Below are 22,093 nucleotides of genomic sequence, written 5' to 3'. Positions count from 1 at the left end.
AGGGATTTCTGTTTTTTTGTGCTCTCGCATTCACCTCTTTGTACATGCACGTGCCCTATTTCAGTTGTTTTTCCCAAAACCGGACTGCTTCTTCGATCCAGCCTTCCGCATTTGTGCCGGTGCCGATTCCGAAACCATGGCCCAATCCTGCAACTACTTTGAAGGCGACCGGAATTCCCAACCCATTCATTTTCTGAGCTCTTCTGCGCATGACTTCCGGGTCGGCGATGTAGTCGTTCTCGCCCACGATGCTGAAAGTGGGTGCATCATTTTCTGAATATCCCGCGTGCCCGGTGTAGGCCATAACGACAGCACGCGGTCTGATGCCCGTTTTCCCTCCATATGCTTTTGCACCATTGGCACTGATATTGGCAACAACACGGGCGCCGGCTGAACTGCCCCAGAGCGAATAGTTTTGTTTGTCGACACCCAACTCGTCCGCATGTTCTTCGATGAAATCGATGGCTGCAGCCATGTCTTCGCTTGCTTTCCGGTTCCCCAGACGGTAGCGGAGCACAAACACATGATAACCATGGTCAGCGATTTTCATGGCATAAGGAAAGCCTTCATGCACGGACCCGACGTAAGCGAAGCCGCCTCCGGGAGCAATCACCGCATAAGGCGAGCCGGCTATGCCAGGAAAGCAGAACAAGCCGGTTTGCCTTTTTTCAGGGTCTTTGGCTTTCTCTTTTTCCGAATAAATGTCAAAGAAAATCTGTTCGCCCGCATTTGCGGCATCGATCATCCGATTGAGCGCCTGAACGACCGTATCCACGTCCACATGGCTGTGGTACGGCAAAAGCCTGGCGATCCTCGATAACGGCAGATCAAAATCCGCCCTGTCGTTCCACGGCAGCAGCAAGTGGCCGAATCCACGGAAAGCCGGGTTAGCAACCATTGTTCCGAGCGTATCGTTTCTGGTGAGGTATGAAGTTCCTATTGTCATCGCTGGTCATCCTTTCTGCCTTGAAATGTGCTCCCTATTGAACAAGAAAAGCGGCTAAATTGAATCAGCCGCTTCCACATGTGTATGATTTTATGTTTACAACTGGCGTTGCCTTCTGATTTTCTTTTAAACGCCCATTTTTCTTTCCGCCAACCATTTGATGATCTTAGGATCGGCATGCGAGAAGAATTGGCTTTCGCCCTCATCAAGAGTCGCGATCTGCGCTTTGTCTTCATCCGTCAAAGCGAAGTCGAACACATCCAGGTTTTCAGTCATCCGTTCCGGTTTGGTCGATTTTGCCAAGACAACGATGTCCTGCTCCACCAACCAGCGGGTGATGACTTGCGCCACTGATTTGTTGTATTTTTTCCCGATGGCGACCAGCACTTCGTTGTTGAAGATATCATTTTTGCCTTCCGCAAAAGGAGCCCAAGCTTCCGGCATGATGCCTTCTTCTTTCAACGCTGCGATGACTTCGATGCGTTGGTGGAACGGATTGATTTCAATCTGGTTCATCTGCGGTACGACTTTATTGAAGGTCGCCAAATCCACCGCACGGTCAACGGCGAAGTTGGAAACACCGATTGCGCGCACTTTGCCTTTTTCCTGCAATTCCTCCATTGCTCTCCAAGCTCCATGGACATCGCTGTATGGCTGGTGGATCAACAGCATATCGAGGTAGTCCAACCCCAGACGCTTGAGCGAGCGCTCGAATGAAGCTTTTACGCCTTCATAGGAAACATTTTCCACCCAAACTTTGGTCGTCACAAAAAGCTCTTCGCGCGGCACGCCGGAATTTGCGATGCCGCGTCCGACCGCTTCTTCGTTCATGTACGACTGGGCTGTATCGATATGGCGGTAGCCCGCTTTGATTGCTGCAATGACGGATTGTTCTGCCTCAACAGGATCGGTAATCTGAAAAGTACCGAAGCCCAAAACTGGAATCTCAACACCGTTGTTTAATTTTACTGTTTGCATATCATAACCTCCAATTGGAATATTTACTACAATGTTTACTCTATACTATGGAGTTTACTCCACAGCAAGCGGTATTTCCTGTTTTTTGAAATGTTTCATTGTCCAGAGCTCTTCAACCTCGTCATCACTCAGTTCACCGGCATTGATTTTAGCGACATGATCATCAAACGTCTCGATCTTGTACTCCAGCAGATCCCTTGCGTGCATCATCTCCTCCAGCTTGGCATTGATCTCTGTCAACTGATCCTGCAGAATCTGTTTTTGGGCTGCCCGAACATTACCCTCTTTCGATTGCGCCAAGGTTGCGAACTCGATCAGCGACTCGATCGACAAGCCCGCCTTGCGCAAACTCTTCGCCAGAAAAATCCAATTGAGGTCCCGTTTGGCATAGATGCGGTAGCCATTTTTGTCGCGCGTTATCGGCGGAATCACACCCACCCGTTCATAATATCTGATCGTATCGATCGGCAGGTCGAACATCAGCGCTACTTCTTTACTGTTCATCATCTTCACTTCTCTCATGTACTTTGTCTATGCATCCATTATAAACCATGGAGTGCACTTCAGGTCAAATCAGGTGCGGTTCGAAGCTGGATTTTGATTTCTTTGGTGTCCGATGCCCTCTACCTCAAACACACATAAACCGCTCATGACCCCTGCGTCTCTGCACGGATCATGAGCGGTTTGTATTTTTGGATTTTATTGCAGGATGAATGAATACATTACCTGCTTACGATGCGTGTTTTTCAGACGTTCACTGCCATCTCCTCATCCGCATTCAGCAACAACTGGTACAGCGCCCCCAACAGATTCGCATCATTCAGGAAGCGGCAGCTGTCGATTTCGACTTCCGTCAATGTGATTTCCACGAAAGGCAGCCCGGCGCGGATGGCGCGGTATTGTTTGCGGATTTCTTCGGTTACGATTGGTTGCGCGCTGATCCCTCCGCCGATGACGATCTTTTCGAGATCGAGGATGGCTTGGATGTTGCAGATCATATAGGCGATTTCCCTGGCGAAGGCTTCGAAAATCGGATAGACGTTCGGGTCTTTTTGGTTGATCGCTTCGAAGGCAGCTGCCCCGTCCTTCAGATCCTCTGTCCCCAACACCCGATTCACGCTTTTAACTAGCCCGACCGCTGAGCCCGTCTTACCGTACGTATCATCGAAACTAGGCTTATCAGACGGCTTCATCATGAAGCTCAATTCGCCGGCTTGGAAATTCTTGCCTTGATAGAGCTTGCCTTCAAGTATCAGCCCTCCTCCGATGCCGGTTCCGAGCACTAAAGCCAGTCCGTTTTCGATGCCATTCAGATTACCGAGCCACAATTCTGACAACGCAGCCGCTTTGCCGTCATTGATGACCGAGATGAGAACCTGAAATTTCGGTTGGAATACTTCGACGAAGGAAATGCCATCGAGGAAAGGCAACGCTCCGCCGAAGGAAATCATGCCCGTATCCGTATCGACTTTCCCAGGGCAACTGAAGGCGATTCCGCGAATCTCATCCTGCACCAATTCAATTTCGTTTTCCAATGTCGCGATGAATTCACTGTATTCGTGCGGTGTCCGCACCTGCTTCTTGGACTGGATCTGCCCGGAATGATTGATCAAGGCCAATTTGATGTTCGTGCCGCCGATGTCGATGCTTAAATAGTTTTTTTTCATGTCAGTCCCGCCTTCGCTCATTTATGAATACATCCGCTCTTCAATACAAAAATCAGGGCGCGGCGAGTTAACCCGCCTCACCCTGAACACTATTATTTTTCCAGTTTTCGTTCATCTAAGTCTTTTATAATATTATCATATTCTTTGTCCAATTTATAGAGGTAGACGAAAATTAACGAAACCGCTGTCAGTGCCAACGGGACGTAAATGTAGGCCACATTTACCGCACTGATGGCACTGCCAGAGAGCAATTCTCTCGCCGGAGGAGATTAGCCAAAAAATGATTACCTCCGACCATAGCGACTTCGCCGGAGTACAGTCGCCACAAATACAGCCACCTCCGGCCAACATTCCCTCGTCGGAGGTTGCAAGTTGGCATACTACTGGTCTCCGATGAGCGCACTTCTCATCGGGGCTGATGGTTTCCTCCGGTTAGCTGTTCTTCTGCCGGAGGAGAACATCCCACAAGATGATTACCTCCGACCCCAGCGGCTTCGCCGGAGTACAGTCGCCTCAAATACAACCACCTCCGGCCAACATTCCCTCGTCGGAGCTGACGGTTTCCTTCGGCGGGCCGACCTTCGAAACAGCAAACACAAAAAGGCCAGGATTTCTCCTGGCCCCACATTTATGCATTTATGCTCTTACGCGTTATCCGCGATGTATTTAACCAATTCTTCTGTATCTTCCCAGCCTAGGCATGGATCAGTAATGGATTGGCCGAAGACTGTTCCGTCGTCTTCTTGACGGCCGCCTACTAGATAGCTCTCGATCATGAAGCCGCGCGCAAGTTTTTTGATGTCATCGTTCCAAGAACGGTTGAACAGCGTTTCTTTGACGATGCGGATTTGTTCCATGTGTTTTTTGCCGGAGTTGTCATGGTTCGTGTCGATCATGATGAACGGGTTTTTGTAATCGCCGCCTTCGTATGCTTTCACGACCTTGACAAGATCTTCGTAATGGTAGTTCGGGATGTTTTCGCCGTAATCGTTCGTGCCGCCGCGCAAGACAACGTGCGCCAACGGATTGGAGCTGGACTGGACTTCCACGCCGTTGTGGATGAATTTTTGTTTTTGTTGGGCAGCGTAAACGGAATTGAACAACACTTTCAGGTTGCCGCTGGTCGGGTTTTTCATGCCGGCCGGGTGATCGATTCCGCTGGCAACGAAACGGTGCTGTTGGTCCTCAACGGAGCGCGCGCCGATTGCGTGGTAGCTGACAAGATCATCAACAAAATCCAGGTTTTCAGGGTACAGCATTTCGTCGGCTGTCGTCAGGCCTGTTTCTGTGATGACGCGGTTGTGCAGGCTGCGCACAGCAGCGATTCCTTGGATCAGGTTGCTCTTTCCGGTAGGATCTTGTTTATGCAACAAGCCTTTGTAGCCATCGCCGGTCGTACGCGGTTTGTTTGTGTAGATACGGGGAACCATGAATACTTTATCTTTGACTTGTTCCTGCAATTTCGCCAAACGACGCACATATTCCATTACCGCTTCTTCATCGTGGGCGGAACAAGGTCCGATGACCAAAAGGATGCGATCGTCTTTGCCTTCAATGATGTCGTGCAACTCTTTATCGCGTGCTGCCTTCATCGCTGCTTGCTCAGGCGTCAGCTTGGATAATTCTTTGACTAATTCAAAATCGATTTTTTCACTCAATGCTTTGAAACTCATAGTAATCCCTCCATTTTCTCTTCAACAAAAAAAGCTTCGTCCATTCCAAATTTTCATTGGAAAGGACGAAGCCGTATAGACTCGTGTTACCACCTTTGTTCATAGACCACTCGCGCAAGTCTACCTCGATAGGTACATTATAATACCCTAGCGAAATAACGAACGCTATCACCCGTCGCAGCCTACTTGATTCAGTGCGAAGTTCAAAGATGAATTCGGCTATCTCGCATGTGTGCCTCGCATCGACCGGCACCTTTCTGGTCAGCTCAATAACGTACTACTTCTTATCATCACTTTTTATGTTGTTTCTCAGAATATACTCATTTTTCAAGGAAATGTCAAATGGTTTTTTGAAAAAAAGTGAATGATAGGGTTTTCTTGTCGTAATTAGTCCATGTCTCTTGCGATTTCGTCTTTAACAGTCACGCCTTCAGCTTCCAAGCGTTCGATCGTTTCAGCGAATTGCGGCAAGTGTTTTTTGTGTGCGATGAACAATTCGTTCATGATTTTGATTGCCGTTTCGCCTGAACGGATCAACGGGTTGATTGTGAATGCTTGCAATGCTGTACCGTAGTCGCCTGTTACAGCCGCTTCGATCGTCAACAACTCCATCGCTTTCATCACTTGCAACCAGCCTTTTTCAGCAGTCGGCAATTCACCGAAAGCAACGTTACGAGCGCCTTGTGCACCAACGTAAGCTGTTACTTCGACTACGCAGTCAGCTGGCAGGTCAGGAACAGCGCCATTGTTTTTGGTCGATACAACGATTTGCGTGTCTTTGTTGGCGTAGATGGCTGCGATTGTCTCACAGGCAGCATCGGAGTAGTACGCTCCGCCACGTTTTTGCAATTGTTCCGGTTTGTGATCCAAGTTCGGATCTTTGTATAATTCGAACAATTCAGCTTCTGTTTCTTTCACTTGTTGCGCACGCGTGCCTACGCCATTGAACTCTTCCAGACCGTGTTCCAGCATTTCTTCTTCACGGTAGTAGTAACGGTGGTAGCCGCATGGGATCATGCCCATTTGTTCCAATTGTTCTCTGTAGAACGGAATATCATGGATGTTTTTCGGAAGGCCCGCATCTTTGTCGAACATGGCATCGATCACTTTGTAAGTAACATCATTGCCTTTTTTGTCAGCGACTTTATGCCAGTGGAAGTGGTTCAATCCGGCAAATTTGTAAATCAGATCCTCTTTTTCAACGCCTAATGCTTTCGGCTCAGTCATGGTAGCCATAACCGGAACGTTGCACAAGCCCATTACTCTGTCCCATTTGCCGTAGCGGACGACTGCTTCTGTTACCATGCCACTCGGATTTGTGAAGTTGACCAACCAAGCATTCGGGCAAAGTTCTTTCATGTCTTCAACAATTTCCAGAATGACAGGGATTGTACGGAAGGCTTTGAACATACCGCCGGCGCCGTTCGTTTCTTGCCCCAGCATGCCATAGGAGAAAGGAATGCGCTCATCTTTGACGCGAGCATTCAGTAAACCGACACGGAATTGCGTCGTTACGAAGTCAGCATCCTTCAAAGCTTCTCTGCGGTCCAAAGTCATATGGATCTTCACGTCGTAAGGGGAAGCATCCCACATACGTTGCGCCATTGTACCCACGATTTCTAATTTTTCTTTCCCTGCTTCGATATCCACTAACCAGATTTCGCGGATAGGCAGTTCATCGTAACGTTTAATGAAACCTTCCATTAATTCAGGTGTGTAGCTGCTTCCTCCGCCGATTGTTACAATTTTAACGCCTTTTGTCATATGTATATTCCTCCTCGTTTCGTTTACAAGGTTATTATCCATCATGTAAATACCGATAACAAGGGTTCTGGGTACACTTCAAAACCTTTTTACAAAATTCACGCAAAATCCGCCTAAATATTCAAATCTTTTTCGCTTTTAGACTTTTTTTGAGCATAATATCGTTTACATGTCATTTACATTAATTTATAATTTTTGTAAATGGATCAATAGTGATTTATGGGAGAATTCAATCGCAATACATAGAAGAAAAGGAGGAGCGCCACCTATGCTGATACGCGAAAAAATGGAAACATTCAAGTTTTCTCCGGCTGAAAAGGAAGTCGTGGATTACCTGTTGCGCTATCCTGAAGTACTGGATGAAAAGACAATGCAGGAGATCGCAGCCGAAACCTATACGCAACCATCCACGTTGATCCGCATCGCCAAGAAATTGGGTTTTGACGGATGGGTGGAATGCAAAAAAGCCTACCAGGAAGAACACGACTATTTGACCCGCAACTTCGTAAACATCGATGCCAATCTGCCCTTCGAGGCTAACGACTCGATCATGACGATCAGCAATAAGATGGCCTCTCTCGGACAATCAACAATCGAGGATACGCTCTCGCTCATCCACCACGACACGCTGCAGCAGGCTAAGCAGATGCTGCTGATGGCTAAGCATATCCAAATCTTCGCCAACAACGCCAACATGCTCATCCCGCAGGACTTTGCCCTGAAGATGAACAGGATCAAGCACCACACAGCCGTTTCCACCATCAAAGGCGAAGACGTCTATACAGCCTACACTAGTCCTGAAGGCACTTGCGCCATCTTGATTTCCTATACCGGCGAAAGCACTGCGATGAAACAGATTGCAAATATTTTGAAAGCGGAAGGCGTTCCAACAATCGGGATTACGGGCATCGGTGACAACTATCTTTCGCGGGTGGTCGACTGCTATCTACCGATCACGACGCGCGAAAAACTGTATTCCAAAATCGGCAACTTTACGATCAACCTTTCCATCATTTACCTGCTGGACGTCCTGTATTCGGTCGTATTTGCCGAAAATTACGAGGAAAATCTGGCCCATGTCATCCGCTTGGGCAAAATAGCCGACAAAAGGAAGACCAGTTCGGATATCATGCAGGAAGATACTGGCGGGGAAAAGATGTAGCGATTTAATTGGAGAATTGATAACTATAATATTCCATGTTATAGTGGCTTTGCGATATGAAATTAAATCAGTGCAAACAGCACAAAAACCACTCCCTGACTGCGACGAAAGGGAGTGGCTTTTTTTACGTCTACTGCGACAATAGGCGTGTAGGTTAGCGACAACTTGCGTAGTTATCCGCTAATCATCTAACCAATGCTCAACTAGCAATAATACTAGTCCCACAAAAAATGGTGCGATAACCAATGAAATTAAATCAAACACAAACAGCACCCCCTTTCGGGGCAAGTTGCCATTCATGATTATAGCGCAGAATAATGTATAATTGAGCATAAACCAAACAAAGGGCCACCCCTTAGTTGAGGTAGCCCTTCATTCCAGTATAATTATTCGTGCACCTCATCAGTGTCATGCAGCTAGTGGTATTTACTGACACAAGTCATCTCCACAGATATTTTCCATTTTTTCGGTCATTTCATCCGTCAGCACGTTGCTGACAAAAGCACCGTAGTAGTTTTTCTTCATTTCCATTTCAATTTGCAGATGCTCGCGTTCCTGCAACGTCATTTCGTTTGTATTAAAGTAATTTTTCATAGCATTTCCTCCTTGTATAAAACTTATGTAAAAGGCTGATTGTAAAAGCAACCGCGATTGGCAGACTCCTGATAAGGTGTAGTAAATTTATACAATGATTTGAGCTTCAAGTCAAGAATGATGCTCAGCCAATATTGTTCCAAAATCATATTTTGGTCGATTAAAATGCAAAAAAAAGGAAGACAATCCTATTCCAGATGGGATTGTCTTCCTGTTGCATTTGTTGTTCTTTTTGTGTATTTACGAGCAATGTTTGCAGTTTTCGTTATACTTTAATCATACAACTAATCGATGACTTCCAAAATTTCATCCAAAGCTTGTCGTTTCTTCGGCGTGATCGGTTCGTTGCGGTAGCCCAACCCGAGCATATAAGAAACGCCGAATTCTTTCAGGTCGACCAGACCTTTTTCCGCCAGGTATTTCTCAACATTAACTTTATTGAAGCCCTCGATCGGACAGCTGTTGATTCCCAAAAGAGCTGCGGTGGTCATCATGTTGGCCATCGCGATGTATGTCTGCTTGGAGGCCCAATCGTACAAGGTACGCTCGTCCGTCAACTGCTGATTGTTCTTCTGGAAGTTGTCGAAGTACTGGCTACGCGGCGAGTCAATCGCAAATTCCGCGCCGAGCACATCCTCCACAATGTGCCGGACATGATCACTTTCGATCGTCACATTTTTTCTGGCCAGCGCAATAATGAAATGGCTGGCGCCGTTGAGACTGTTGACTGCTCCCGCAGCGATCCCTTTCAAATCATCCTTGATTTCCTGATTGTCGATCAAAAGGAATTTCCACGGCTCATACCCAAAGGAACTCGGCGATAAACGTGCTGATTCGATGATCGTTTCCCAATCTTCCTTGGCAATCTTTTTCGTCGGATCGAAGGATTTTGTGGCATAGCGGCTTTGATGCGCTTCAATGATTTGTGCTCTTAATTCAGGTGTCGACATAAATAGATCTCCTCACTTTTCATGATAACATTCTCAAATAAACTATCTATTCAATATACTACTTTTTTATGTAACATCCGGCAAGGGAGATGCCTTCCGCTGAACCCAACAATCGGAAGACAGTCCATTCTTCAGGCATCTCCGGTGAAGGGGCCTTCGACGGAGATTGAGATCATATTTCAATTCTATTCTCCTGTGAAGGCACGCTCACCGGAGATGCCGATGTTTGAATGACTATTTCATCCGGCGAAGCGTCTCTGACCGGAGTTCAGCCCTTTCACCTAAATCTGAGCTATTATTGATTACCCAGCGGCGATCGCGCAATCCCCATATCGATCTGCATGTGCTTCGTGATTTCGTTTTTAATGTATATAATCGGGTTATCCGAAAAAACGTTGTGAATCTTCTCTTCGATTCCGGCGTTTTTTATTTCGTCCGCGTGCCCGCGCAACAAATCCGTGAAATATGCTTCTACCTCGGTCGGATACAGATTGCCCGCCATGGAGGACAACCGATTTGCGCCCCATACGATCTTTTTGTCCAAATCAATCTCCCCTCCGGAATAGACGTAGATCTTTTTGCCCGCAGCGGAAAGCAATTCGGGAATGCGCGCGCTGTCGCCCGCATCCTTGATGCCGATGATGTTCGGCAGCTTGATCAATTCAGCAAAAGTATCCAGTTCCAGATTGAAGCCGGTGCGCCTTGGATTGTTGTAGAGAATGATGGGCTTATTGATGACTTTTGCGATGGATTCCACGTAGAGCCTCGCTTCTTTTTGTGAAGGCAGGATGTAAGGAGGAAATCCCAATAGCACTCCGCTGATTTTCAGGCTCGCGTTGACTTTTTCAGCAAGTTGCAGGGCTTCCTTTTGCCTGAAGCTGGCGACTCCGAAGAGGATTTCCAAGTCATCCGGCAGGAAACTGGCCGCGTCCAGGCTTTCCAGCAGTTGCAATTTCTCCGCCAAGGACAGGCTGTGCTGCTCTCCTGTCGTGCCGCATACCAGGACGGATTTCACACCCTGGTCATAGAGATTCCGGATATGCTGCAACGTCGCTTCCGTATTCAAATCCTCGTTTTCGTAAAATGCGGTCGGGACCGCAATATGGAAATCATTCACTAAATCAAACATGTGCATCTCCCCTTAAACAGTGATATGCGAGCTATTATATCACTGTCTTTCCAAGTACTTCATCCATTACTGCCACCTAAGTGAATTAAAAAAGAGACAAAGTAACTACAACTTTGTCCCTAAAGAATTTATCTATCATGAAATTCACTTCTTATTTGGTGATTTACTGGAGTTCTGAAGTGTTTTGAACAACGTGTTGAACTGTCCTTTGAAGGACATGGCTTGATCGAAAATATCTTCGCCGTCATTCAACATTTTGACGGTTACCCAGCCTAAAGATTCTGTGATGGTGCTGGCAACGGCCCCATTGATTGCGGCACCTGCAACAGTGCCTACTGCAGGTACCAATTTCAGGATATTGCCGACTGCACCTCTGCCTAAGCCAACAACAATCAATTCCCTGGATAGGCTTTTCCCAAGACTTTCGGACCATGATTGACCAAATATTTTGTGCAGACGAGACATCATTGTTAATTGGACCGGAACCAGCAAGAAAGCATCTGAAAAAGGGATTGGCGAACAACCGATTATGGCTGCTGTCAAAGACGCAGCATGAACAGTCTTATGACATTTTTTGCGTTTTTCTTCATCGACACCTTCCAGAAATTCGTCGAAGATCCCATCAAATTGATTTTTGCTTTTGTCGAGGATTTTTTCAGCCTGCTCTTTTGACTTGTCATAAGCGTTTAGGACACTGGCTGATGTCTTTTGCGGTAATTTTTTTAGCACTTCAGAGAAGAAAGATTCAAATTCTTTATCTTCTTGCTTCAGATCACTACCTTGAAGTGCTGTTTCAACTTGTACTTCCGCTACCTCCTCTTTTTCCAGATTTCCTGTTTCTCCGGTGATCGTCTTTTTCTTGAATACTTTTTTCATGATAATCCCACCTTTGTAGTTAGTTAATCAGTATAGGGCATGTAAATCTTGCGTATAGATGAGTATTTTCTGTCTATCCTAATCATACACCAGAGAGCAGGAATCCTCAAAGAAAGGAAAACCCCACCCGAAATTGGCTCGCATTATTTAGCGGGTCATTTTCGGATGGGGTTTTACATAATACGGTAGACTCTACTCAGAAATACGTCTCATCAATGTCCAGCGCATCCAAGGCAGCATTGATGTCCGTCAATTCCTCTGGGCTCAATTTTATATCCGCCCCGCCCAAATTTTCTTCCAAACGGTGCATTTTCGTTGTGCCGGGAATCGGGACGATCCATGGTTTTTGCGCCAGTTCCCAAGCCAAAACGATTTGCGCGCTCGTTGCGTTCTTGCTGTCGGCGATTTCTTTCAGCAAATCCAACAGCGCTTGGTTTTTTTGCATCACTTCAGGGCTGAATCTGCCCATTTTGCTGCGGAAGTCCCCTTCCGGATATACCGTGTTCGCATCATATTTCCCGCTCAGGAAACCATTTCCGAGTGGGGAATACGCCACAAAGCCGATGCCCAATTCTTCGCATACCTGAAAGATTTCCTTTTCCGGTTCTCTGAAAACCATCGAATATTGATTTTCGATGCAGGTCACTGGGCAGACAGCGTGGGCTCTTTTCAAGTAATCCAGAGGTGCGTTGGATAAGCCCCAATGTCTGATTTTGCCTTCAGCCATCAATTCCTTCATGACCCCGGCAACCGCTTCCGGTTCAACTTCCGGGTCCACACGGTGCTGATAATACAAGTCGATATAATCAACGCCCAAGCGTTTCAATGAGCCTTCCACCTGTTCCCTGATGGAATCCGGTTTGCTGTTCAGTTGATTTTCAAGCTTGCCGTCAACCATTTTCTGGCCGTAGATGCCGAATTTTGTGGCGATGATCACGTCTTCACGGTTGTATATTTCCAGGGCTTTTCCCAACAGCACTTCATTCGCTTCGCCGTAGATGACCGCGGTATCAAAAAAATTGCAGCCTAATTCGACAGCGCGCCGGATCAGCTTGATCATTTCTTCCCTGTCCGCGGTTGCACCATAGGCATGATCCATCCCCATGCAGCCAAGCCCGATTGCGGATACTTCCAAGCCTCTTCCCAATACTCTTGTGTTCATTTCCATTTCCCCCTTCGAATCATTACAACTTAAGTATAGTAAAAAAGAGACTATTGAGAAGTCTCTCTTGGCTCACGAGTTGCAACCCAAAGGTTAGGACTGGACCTCGTATATCTGACTGATTATTTCCAGGAATTTTTTGACATCATTGGATGGCGTGTTTGAATGCAGAATCCCTATCGGAATCGTATGCTTCCAGCTGATCGGAATAATTTTCAGCAAAGGGTGGACATTTTCCCATTCCTTCACACCGATCAGAACCGCATTGTCGTTTTCACATTTGTTGAAGACATTCACATCAAAAAATGAAAAATCTTCAAGCTGGATCTCCGGATAATTTTCTGCCAGATCCTCCCTGACTTCATCAAAGGCACTCATGTAGCCGCGTTTGATGAGCATGACCGTTTCATCGAACAGATCCTCGATCGCTATTTCATCATTTGCTGCCAAGCGATGATGGAGCGGGACCGCCGCACAAAGGGGTGTATCATACAATTTCAAGGCCGAACAATTCCGCTCGCTCAATATGTTCTCGCTGTAGATGCCGGCGACCACATCGATGTTCCTGCCGAAATGATTCATGATTTCCCGCGCATTTTCCGGAGTGTTCTCGAATGAGACCAGTTCGAATTTCAGATCCGGATTGTGCTGGCGGATCTGGGGCCACAGACTGACCAAAAACTGGACAGGCGTCGTCAATGAGGTTCCGATCCGCAGCACGTGTTTGGATTCAGCCAGCATTTTTTCAGCCCGGGCGATCGAATCTTTGGCATACTGGATGAGATACTTCGCATCCCGGTACAAGGATTCCCCTGCCGGTGTCAATTGGACACCCCGATGCGTCCGGACAAACAAGTCAAATCCCAGACTGTTTTCCAGAAGATTGATTTGTTTCATGACAGCATTTGGTGATACATACAGTTCTTCGGACGCTTTATTGAAACTGCCGGAATCGGCAACTTTAATGAATGTATCCAATTGATGATTGTACATGCAACGAAACCTCCCAACTGTGTCTTAGCAAAATGTTAAAGATTAAACCGCTTCTCGGTCGTGCTCAAGAAATTCTCCAACGCTTCTTCACTGTTGATGCCCATCCGGTCCGCCAGCACCATCAGCCACCAGATGCTTTCACCGATTTTGTGCTCCAAATCGACTTCATTCGAATCGTCGACCGGCCAACGCCCCTGCTGCGCCATCGTCAGGCGCCCGACCAAGCCCGCATCGGTCAAAAATGCCAACGCATCCTCTTCCACGGACCACTCGCTGCCGTGGTGCTTCATTTCCAAAGAGCGGTAATGCTCCCGGATTTTTTTGGATCTTTCTGCAGCTTGTTTGATTGTCAGATTGTCCATTTTGTGCTCCTTATCCTCGTCTTATGGGTCTATCTTTACAGCTCCGTATACTTCTCTTTGTTGCCTCTACTCTTGTCCACCGGATACTTGATATTGTTCTTCTCCAGTTTCGCCTCGATGATCTCATCAATGTCCAGATCAAGATTGCTGGCCAGCATATGCGAATAGATCAACACATCCGCTAGTTCCTCCTTGATCCGTTCGATGTTGGTCTCTCTGACTTCCTCTGGAGATTTCCATTGGAAGAGCTCCAACAATTCAGCGGCCTCCAACGAAATCGAGATGGCAAGGTCCTTCTCGTTGTGGAATTGGCGCCAATCGCGGTCATCCCGGAATTTGTTGATTTTGTCCATTGTGTTCATGTGTGTCATCCCTTTATAGTGTAGCTTACGACATCAGAAATTCCGTACTCATTTGCTATTATTTTAACAATATAGAGGATTGAATTTGCGCTAAAATTGGTTTCGATACTTATACCATTCTGTAATTTGTATGGGTTAATTTGCTCATCCGGAGAGGAAAAAACTCGTTTTAGCGCTTCTTTGCTAGCCAGATTTCCAAAAGTAGAGCTATCAAATTCCCATGTAAAATTCAAAAATTGTACCAAAATCTGCTTCCAGTTCTCTGCTTCAAATTCATTTCCATCGATAATTAATGATGTGGGTTTGGTACCCGTAACGACAACATCCTCATCTAAAAAATGTTCTCCTGAAATTGAGGTAAATTCCACATCAGGAATCAGTGTCGGAATTTTCCAGATATCTAAAGCTATTTGACTTAGCCTATTCGCTCTGTCAATGATAGTAGACTCGCTCCATTCAGTATATTTTTCAAATAATTCTCGAGTCATTTTTATGTTAGAGTTACGATACAAATGAGTTTTTTCTTCAAACAGTTTATTAGAAAGCTCAGAGTTATACCCTGTGAGAGTCAAGTTTCCCAGTGTGTTCCCGTACTTCAACTGTACTTCTGCTGCTTGAGGAACAGCAAGCTTCCACTCATTCGTCAACGTTTGCGGCATAATATGTTCAATTTGGAGTGTATCGAATCCAACCGTCTCTTTTGATAAACTATTTTCAATCATAGTCAAGGTAAGTTTCGCCAAATGATTTCTTCTGTTATACAGATCTATGGATTTTAAGCTGCTGACAAATTCATCATCTCTTGGGAATACTTGAGTCCCTGCCTTACTAACCAACTCTGAAACTAGTCGCTCTTTCTCACTATCACGTGAAATGTCTTTGGACAGAGCCGCAAACAATTTATTCAACACATTTGTTTTTTTATCCGTTATCAGCCTCCTAAATAAATAGGATTCCACCACAGAAAATATTTCATTCGTCTCTGGCCAGGTATAAGCACCATCGGCATTAAGTTTTAATATTTCCATTATGTACGGATAAGCAATTGTTGCTTTCATTAAATTAATTCGTTTAATAATTTCATTTGTTGGAGTGTGTGGTATAGTCTCGTTCACTACCCAATGATAAAACTTTGAATACAGATCTAGTTCATTGATTGCCTTTTCAGGTGAGTACCCTTCATTGATAAAGAATCGTTTGTATTCATCATAAACTTTTTTTTCATTTACAGTATTTCCATACTTTATTGTTAAATAAAACCTGATGAAGGTTGAAATTTGAATAGTTGGAATCCTGCTTTCTATCGACATCCAATAGTCTTTGTAAAGTTGACTCTGCAAGTCGTAGCTTATTCCCATTAATAGAAAATTTCTGATAAGATCTGATGCCGTAAGAGAAAGTCCCGTAGAATTTATACTTTCGAATATTATTTGCGGATTCTCAGAGTCATCATTGCCATTTAATTCAATATACACAATTTCAATCACGCTCAGCGCATCAAAAAACTGCTTCGGTTCATAAGGTGAATTTTCCAGGCACTCTTTGAAGTATTGGTAATTCTCGTATATTTTTGATGTCAAAGAGACTGGTTTATTCTCAATAACTTGTCTGAATATGATTCGATCTTTTTCTACGGACTTTAGCTTCAGTTTGTCATTTTCTTCACTTCTCGGATTCAACAAATAATCATCCAAAATTTCGTTATATAGTTCCTCATCTTCTGATAAGTCGGCGACTGCCTTTAAAAATAGCATAAAACTTGTAATACGCTGCTGACCATCGATGATAATAAAATTTTTGCTAAGTTTCGGACCACGCTCATCAACATAGACTATTGTCCCGAGAAAATGTTTACGATTGAAATCATCCTCAATGATATTTTGTACATCATTAAAAAGCTGGGCACATTGTTCTTTGGACCATTCATAATTTCTTTGGTAAACAGGAATATTAAAAATAGTTTTTTTCTGTTCTAAAAACTCAAAAAACTTCACAGTATCTGCCTTCATGATTATCCCCCTATTTTCCCTATCTTAATTCATTATCCAACGGCACAACAACCTCATCCAATACCTTCCGCCACTGCCGTTTCATTTCTGGAGCATATCGTAGTGGTTTAGCTTCGGGATGCACTGTCTTGTATTTTTCAAAGTTTTTGCTGTCGATGATACCACCTATATTTGGAATCGGGTCTGCCCCGATAACATATTGTACTGCCGAGGAATGTAATTCATCAGGTGAAACAAACCACTCCTGCGCAAAATGAGCGATAGCCTGATCTCTAGCTAGAGTAAAGTAATGCCGCTTGAGGACAAAAATATCTTCTTCTGGATCAACTCGTTTTGAGTCGATATCGTTCAAGATTGCACGGTAAACTTCCCTTACAACCTCTGCTTTGTTCAACTTCTGCATCGCTTTTTCAATGTCTTCACGCACAGATTTGTTGTTTGCGGAGTACGTGTTCAACAGCTGATCGATATAGGTAGCGTCGATATCATATAGTTTGACCGCATTGTCTGAATAGAACTCAATTTCTGACAGTTTTGGAATAATGTCGGGTGGTACAGGCGGGTCTACCAATGATCCTTTAATGGTCTGGTACAAACCTAAATTTTCTTCCAATACCATCACTTGCTTCTTCAAATTACCTGATTTTTCCATCTCATCATTATAATCATCATAAGTAACAAGCGCCTCAAACGAATTCGTGAATTCCTGAAATGCTTTGACAAAATCAATCCTCAATTCCAGCGGCGAGTGCTCATCTATATCCGGATGTGTTTCAACGATGCCAGTGAACTTCTTATGACCGCCATTGAATCTTTTCTTAGATTTTTCATAAGTCGGATAAATCAGATTGGTTTCTTCTTTAGCTTCGGAATAGAGTCTTGTTGCATCTGCAACATTTTTTTCCATGGAGTGCGGCTTCCGGAAAGTGACGATCAAGCCTTTCGTTTTATCCGGGTAGGTACGATTCGTACGCGAAAAGGCTTGAATCAAGTTGGCATAGCTAAGATTCCGGTCAACAAATAAGGTCTGAATCGTCGGCGCATCGAAACCTGTCAGCAATCTATCGACGACGATAACCAAGTCAATCTGTTTCCCGAATTCTTTGAATTCCCCTTTTTTGCGCGCGAGCCGATTGTTGATGTCCCCGTTATAGCGGTCAATGTCATCGATGCCCCAAGCAGTACCGTAGTACGCGTTGTAATCCTTGATTATTTTTTTCATTTCTTTTTGATTTTGGGCTGAATCCACTTCATTTTCCTGCATAGAATAGGTGATCGCTATTCTCGGAAAATCTGGGTCTTCAATCGTGCGACCTGTCCTGATCGGATGGTGAGAAAATTCTCTTTGAATCCAGCTGGGGTCCTTCGTCATCTCCTTAATGGCATGATAATACCGTTTTGCCATATCGATCGAACTAGTCGTCAGAATCGCTGACTTTCTCGGCCGGCCATTTTGAAAATCAAATTTCATATAGGCGTTATCCGGTCGGAAAATTTTATGTAGCACCTTTTGAATATGCTCATCCCGTTCATAGATCGTTGCATCCAAATACTCTTCTTTTTCGACCGGCGGCATCTGATCGATCATGTCATTGATGCCATCTACGCTGTAGCTTGCATATTTTTCATTGACTTGGAGGTTTTTGAAAATGTGATTATTTAAAGAGGTCTGTTCAATCGTATCCTCATGCTCCACCTGAAATCCCAAAACAGCAGCATCGTCCAAAGCATCCTTTATCGTGTAAGTATGTAATTTCTCCCCATATTGATCGTGCGTCGTTCTGGCCAATTGCCCTTTGGCTTGCTTTTTATTCTCTTCAAAGATAGGTGTACCAGTAAATCCGAACCAAGTGGAATTCGGGAAGAACTGCTTTATTTCATCCATATTTTCCGCACTCAAAGCACGGTGACATTCATCCACGACAAAGACGATATGCTGGCCCAACAACTTTTTGAAACGTTCCACATTTCGTTTCTCCTTTTGCTTTTGGGCATGGCGCAATGCGGACTCTAGTTTTTGGCGAGTCGTGATGATGACTGTATTATTGTTCGTATCCGACAACAGCGCTCGGCTGAGTTCAATCGAACTGCCCGTACCCACAATCAAACTATTCGCTCGAACGTTTCCAGAAGAAATACCTGTATTAAATTCAGAGGCGAACTTTGTGAATTCTGATGTAGTCTGACTATCCAAGTCTTTCCTGTCAATGACCATGATGGTTCGGTCAACACCAGATTTGCGGGCAAGCAATTTCGTAGCCACGAAGCTCGTCAACGTTTTTCCTGACCCTGTCGCATGCCAAACATAACCAGATTCGTGCTTCATAGCAGATGTAAATAGAGCTTCAATCGCGTGGATTTGGTAAGGATGCAAGACCATTAAAGCTTTATTATCGTGGTCCTCACTGACAATCGTATAATGTGCGATTAAGCGATGGGCATCCGGGATGTTTAACACCTGCTTACAAAATTCATAAACATTGTCCACCTTACGATTGTCCGTCGTCCGCCAACTAAAAAGGAATTTCTTATGCATATCTTTTGGAAGCGCATTCGCGAAATAGCGGGTTGTTTTTTCATTGGAAACGACAAAAAGCTGCAATGTTGAAAAAATGTTGTTCCGAAACATCCCTTCCTCAGCGTATTTCTTGATTTGATTGAACGCCTGGAAGTACCCGTCTTTTGCACCAGCTTGTTTCAACTCAATCTGCACAATCGGCAACCCATTGATCAACAAGGTTACATCAAATCGCCGCTCCCGCTCATCAGCATCCGATTTTTTCTTAGCGATCTGATTGACAACTTCATACGTGGAAATGCCTCCGCCGATGTCTTGATTGGAATACAAGATCAAAGACATAGCACCTAAAGAAGTATCCCCACGCTCAATTGTGATGCGAGCAATGCCGTTTTCACCCTTCAGCCATTTGGCAGCATAAAAAGGCGTTTTCGTACGCATTAATAACTCCATTTTTATCGAATCAAATTCTTTATCCGTAATCGGATGTTCCTTGATTTCAGATAAGTTATTTTGGGTAATTTTTTTGCGCAGATTCTTCCATAAATCTTCTTCAGATTTAAGATCCTCGCGATAATTCCACTGATTATGTCCTTGACCCAGAACGTCAATCAGATGTTTTTCAATTGTTGCTTCATCATTTCTTGGAATTTTGCACATAATCTTCCCACCTAAGCTATATACTTAATTCCCCCACAAATTATCTATTAAATTATATCACGATTGTTTTATTTAATGTTGAATTTCTGAGAAAACCGGACCCATTTTCGAGTGGGAACAGCGTAAGTTGGGAGAGGTAATAGATAATCAGTATAATGGTCAAACTCCTTCCAGAGCGAATGCTAGTTTTTGGAATGGAGAAATTAATTGGCTTTCCAGTGGTGAATTAAACAGAGGTGTTGTTTCTGAAACAATTGAAAAAATTACCGAAGATGGAAGAAAAAATGCAAATCTAAAAATTGTTCCTAAAGGTACATTTGTGATGGCTATAACTGGTTTAGAAGCTGCCGGAACTCGTGGAAACTGTGCGAAATTGGGAATAGACACGACTATGAACCAATCATGTATGGCTCTGTTTCCTAAAAAAAAATCACTTGATTCATCGTTCTTGTTTCAATGGTATCGAAAGGTTGGAGAAGAATATGGACTTCAATACACACAAGGAACAAAGCAACAAAGCTATAATGCTGAATTATTAAAAATTCTTCCGATTGTTTTGCCATCTGTGAGTGAGCAAGTATTAATTGCAGATTTTTTTGATAAGATCGATGATGCTATCGCTCTTCATCAGCGAAAATTGACCTTGCTAGAACAGCTAAAGCAAACCTACCTACAAAAACTATTTCCCCAAAGTGAGAAGAATATTCCAGCGCTGAGATTTGCTGGTTTTTCCGAACATTGGGAACAGCGTAAGTTGGGAGACACGGTTCAAATTACTATGGGACAGTCACCTAACGGAGAAAATTATACTGACAATCCAAGAGATCATATACTTGTGCAAGGAAACGCAGATATGAAAAATGGGCGAGTTTGTCCACGTGTATGGACCACGCAGGTAACTAAGAAAGCTGACCCTGAGGATATTATTTTAAGCGTACGAGCACCAGTAGGTGATGTAGGAAGAACCGATTACGCAGTAGTGTTAGGACGAGGAGTTGCTGGTATAAAAGGCAATGCTTTCATCTTTCAGACACTGTCACGCATGAAAGAACAAGGTTTTTGGACAAGATACAGTTCAGGGTCTACCTTTGAGTCTATTAATTCAGCAGACTTAAAAGATGCATTTATTCAAATCTGCCATATTGAAGAGCAGACAAAGATTGGAGACTTCTTCACTAAACTTGACGACACTATCGCTCTTCATCAAAGCAAGCTTCAGAAACTTGCAGAACTAAAGAAAACTCTATTAGCAAAGATGCTCGTGTAGTCAAATTTTTGCAGAAAACAGATAACCTCCTGATAATAAAGTGATGAAATGTTCATCAAATTTATTATCAGGAGGTTTTTATTTTGGTTAGAAAAAGAAAGTCAGATCAGTTGTTTTACGAGTATTTCGAGGAATGGATCGAATTATACAAGGTTGGGGCTGTGCGGTCCGTAACGTTAAGTAAATATAATATGTCCCTCCAACGAGTGTATGAACTAGCGCCCAGTTTAAAGGTTGGGGAGATAGATAGACGGAAATACCAACAGCTATTGAATGACTATGCACTCACCCACGAAAAACAAACCACAATGGATTTTCACCATCAATTAAAAGGAGCAATACTTGATGCGGTTGATGAGGGGTTGATTGCTACAAATCCCACGCGAAAAATTATCATCAAGGGTAAAAAGCCGAAAGAAAAGCGCACGAAGTTTTTAAATCAGTTTGAAATTCAAGCGCTGATTAGACAACTGAATCTGGCATCTGAAATCAATTGGGATTGGTTTATCTTATTGGTGGCAAAAACAGGATTGCGTTTTTCTGAAGCTCTTGCTCTTACTCCAAATGACTTCGATTTTTCCAAGCAAAAGCTAAGTATTACAAAAACCTGGAACTACAAGGGTACTACAGGGAACTTTCAACCTACGAAGAATGAATCCTCAAAACGAACGATGCAAATTGATTGGCAAACTGCGATGCAATTTTCGCAGCTGATAAAAAATTTAGATCCTGAAAAACCAATCTTTGTGAAGAACAGGGTATTCAATTCTACAATCAATTATCGCCTGAAGGTCCTTTGCACAAATGCAAATATTCCAATCATTACCATTCATTGCCTCAGACATACGCATGCTTCATTACTATTGTTTGCAGGGGTTTCGATTGCGAGTGTAGCAACTAGATTGGGACATTCCAGCATGACTACCACACAAGAAACGTATCTCCACATCATTCAAGAACTCGAAAATCAAGACAACGACAAGATCATGAAACACTTGGCGTTACTGATGTAAGATAAACA

General features: G+C 44.2%; 20 protein-coding genes and 1 other annotated feature. Of the genes, 3 read left to right on the top strand and 17 right to left on the bottom strand.

Annotated features, from left to right (window positions below):
- Positions 1-55: 55 nt before the first annotated feature.
- The 6 genes from TES5_RS07100 to TES5_RS07070 form a co-directional block, all read right to left on the bottom strand.
- The gene (locus TES5_RS07100) at positions 56-946 is read right to left on the bottom strand and encodes an alpha/beta hydrolase (protein WP_068561169.1); all 891 of its coding nucleotides are present in this window, start codon (positions 944-946) and stop codon (positions 56-58) included.
- 126 nt (positions 947-1,072) lie between these two features.
- Positions 1,073-1,924, bottom strand: a complete 852-nt coding sequence (locus tag TES5_RS07095) for an aldo/keto reductase (protein ID WP_068561168.1) — start codon at positions 1,922-1,924, stop codon at positions 1,073-1,075.
- Between the two features lie 54 nt (positions 1,925-1,978).
- Positions 1,979-2,428 carry a MerR family transcriptional regulator gene (locus TES5_RS07090; protein ID WP_068561167.1) on the bottom strand — a complete coding sequence of 150 codons (450 nt, stop codon included), beginning with the start codon at positions 2,426-2,428 and terminating at the stop codon, positions 1,979-1,981.
- Positions 2,429-2,670: 242 nt separating this feature from the next.
- On the bottom strand, positions 2,671-3,591 hold the full coding sequence (locus TES5_RS07085; RefSeq protein WP_068561202.1) for an ROK family protein: 921 nt from the start codon (positions 3,589-3,591) through the stop codon (positions 2,671-2,673).
- A 644-nt stretch (positions 3,592-4,235) separates the two neighbouring features.
- A complete protein-coding gene (locus tag TES5_RS07080) occupies positions 4,236-5,264 on the bottom strand; it encodes a 3-deoxy-7-phosphoheptulonate synthase (RefSeq protein WP_068561166.1) in 1,029 nt (342 codons plus the stop codon).
- A gap of 58 nt (positions 5,265-5,322) precedes the next feature.
- Positions 5,323-5,564, bottom strand: a binding site (T-box leader).
- An 87-nt stretch (positions 5,565-5,651) separates the two neighbouring features.
- The gene (locus tag TES5_RS07070; protein ID WP_068561164.1) at positions 5,652-7,028 is read right to left on the bottom strand and encodes a 6-phospho-beta-glucosidase; all 1,377 of its coding nucleotides are present in this window, start codon (positions 7,026-7,028) and stop codon (positions 5,652-5,654) included.
- A gap of 268 nt (positions 7,029-7,296) precedes the next feature.
- Here TES5_RS07070 and TES5_RS07065 point away from each other — a divergent pair, with 268 nt between their 5' ends.
- Complete coding sequence (locus tag TES5_RS07065) at positions 7,297-8,190, top strand: MurR/RpiR family transcriptional regulator (RefSeq protein ID WP_068561163.1); 894 nt, start codon at positions 7,297-7,299, stop codon at positions 8,188-8,190.
- A 180-nt stretch (positions 8,191-8,370) separates the two neighbouring features.
- Here the strand turns inward: TES5_RS07065 and TES5_RS15160 are convergent, their stop codons facing one another.
- The 11 genes from TES5_RS15160 to TES5_RS07020 form a co-directional block, all read right to left on the bottom strand.
- Positions 8,371-8,490: a type I toxin-antitoxin system Fst family toxin gene (locus TES5_RS15160; protein ID WP_143148200.1), complete on the bottom strand. Its 120-nt coding sequence runs from the start codon at positions 8,488-8,490 to the stop codon at positions 8,371-8,373.
- 126 nt (positions 8,491-8,616) lie between these two features.
- Positions 8,617-8,784, bottom strand: a complete 168-nt coding sequence (locus TES5_RS15155) for a hypothetical protein (protein ID WP_157080392.1) — start codon at positions 8,782-8,784, stop codon at positions 8,617-8,619.
- A gap of 284 nt (positions 8,785-9,068) precedes the next feature.
- Positions 9,069-9,734: an NAD(P)H-dependent oxidoreductase gene (locus TES5_RS07060; RefSeq protein ID WP_068561162.1), complete on the bottom strand. Its 666-nt coding sequence runs from the start codon at positions 9,732-9,734 to the stop codon at positions 9,069-9,071.
- 295 nt (positions 9,735-10,029) lie between these two features.
- Entirely contained in the window at positions 10,030-10,863 is an 834-nt protein-coding gene (locus TES5_RS07055) for a dihydrodipicolinate synthase family protein (protein ID WP_068561161.1), read from the bottom strand.
- 144 nt (positions 10,864-11,007) lie between these two features.
- The gene (locus tag TES5_RS07050) at positions 11,008-11,739 is read right to left on the bottom strand and encodes a YcjF family protein (RefSeq protein WP_068561160.1); all 732 of its coding nucleotides are present in this window, start codon (positions 11,737-11,739) and stop codon (positions 11,008-11,010) included.
- Positions 11,740-11,935: 196 nt separating this feature from the next.
- Positions 11,936-12,901 (bottom strand): aldo/keto reductase, encoded by a 966-nt coding sequence (locus TES5_RS07045; protein WP_068561159.1) that lies wholly within the window; start codon positions 12,899-12,901, stop codon positions 11,936-11,938.
- 93 nt (positions 12,902-12,994) lie between these two features.
- On the bottom strand, positions 12,995-13,894 hold the full coding sequence (locus tag TES5_RS07040) for a LysR family transcriptional regulator (protein ID WP_068561158.1): 900 nt from the start codon (positions 13,892-13,894) through the stop codon (positions 12,995-12,997).
- 35 nt (positions 13,895-13,929) lie between these two features.
- Positions 13,930-14,256, bottom strand: a complete 327-nt coding sequence (locus TES5_RS07035) for a MazG-like protein (protein ID WP_068561157.1) — start codon at positions 14,254-14,256, stop codon at positions 13,930-13,932.
- A 35-nt stretch (positions 14,257-14,291) separates the two neighbouring features.
- Entirely contained in the window at positions 14,292-14,618 is a 327-nt protein-coding gene (locus TES5_RS07030) for a nucleotide pyrophosphohydrolase (RefSeq protein ID WP_068561156.1), read from the bottom strand.
- 5 nt (positions 14,619-14,623) lie between these two features.
- Positions 14,624-16,627, bottom strand: coding sequence for a DUF262 domain-containing protein (locus tag TES5_RS07025; RefSeq protein ID WP_068561155.1), 2,004 nt, complete (start codon positions 16,625-16,627; stop codon positions 14,624-14,626).
- Positions 16,628-16,646: 19 nt separating this feature from the next.
- Entirely contained in the window at positions 16,647-19,805 is a 3,159-nt protein-coding gene (locus TES5_RS07020; RefSeq protein WP_068561154.1) for a type I restriction endonuclease subunit R, read from the bottom strand.
- A gap of 82 nt (positions 19,806-19,887) precedes the next feature.
- Here TES5_RS07020 and TES5_RS07015 point away from each other — a divergent pair, with 82 nt between their 5' ends.
- Both TES5_RS07015 and TES5_RS07010 read left to right on the top strand, forming a co-directional pair.
- Entirely contained in the window at positions 19,888-21,072 is a 1,185-nt protein-coding gene (locus TES5_RS07015) for a restriction endonuclease subunit S (RefSeq protein WP_068561153.1), read from the top strand.
- 83 nt (positions 21,073-21,155) lie between these two features.
- Positions 21,156-22,085 carry a site-specific integrase gene (locus TES5_RS07010; RefSeq protein ID WP_068561152.1) on the top strand — a complete coding sequence of 310 codons (930 nt, stop codon included), beginning with the start codon at positions 21,156-21,158 and terminating at the stop codon, positions 22,083-22,085.
- The last annotated feature ends 8 nt before the right edge of the window (positions 22,086-22,093 follow it).

It is taken from the genome of Trichococcus sp. ES5 (genome assembly GCF_900067165.1).
In the GTDB taxonomy this organism is placed as follows: Bacteria; Bacillota; Bacilli; order Lactobacillales; family Aerococcaceae; genus Trichococcus; species Trichococcus flocculiformis.
This window is presented reverse-complemented; position numbering and strand designations above follow the sequence as displayed.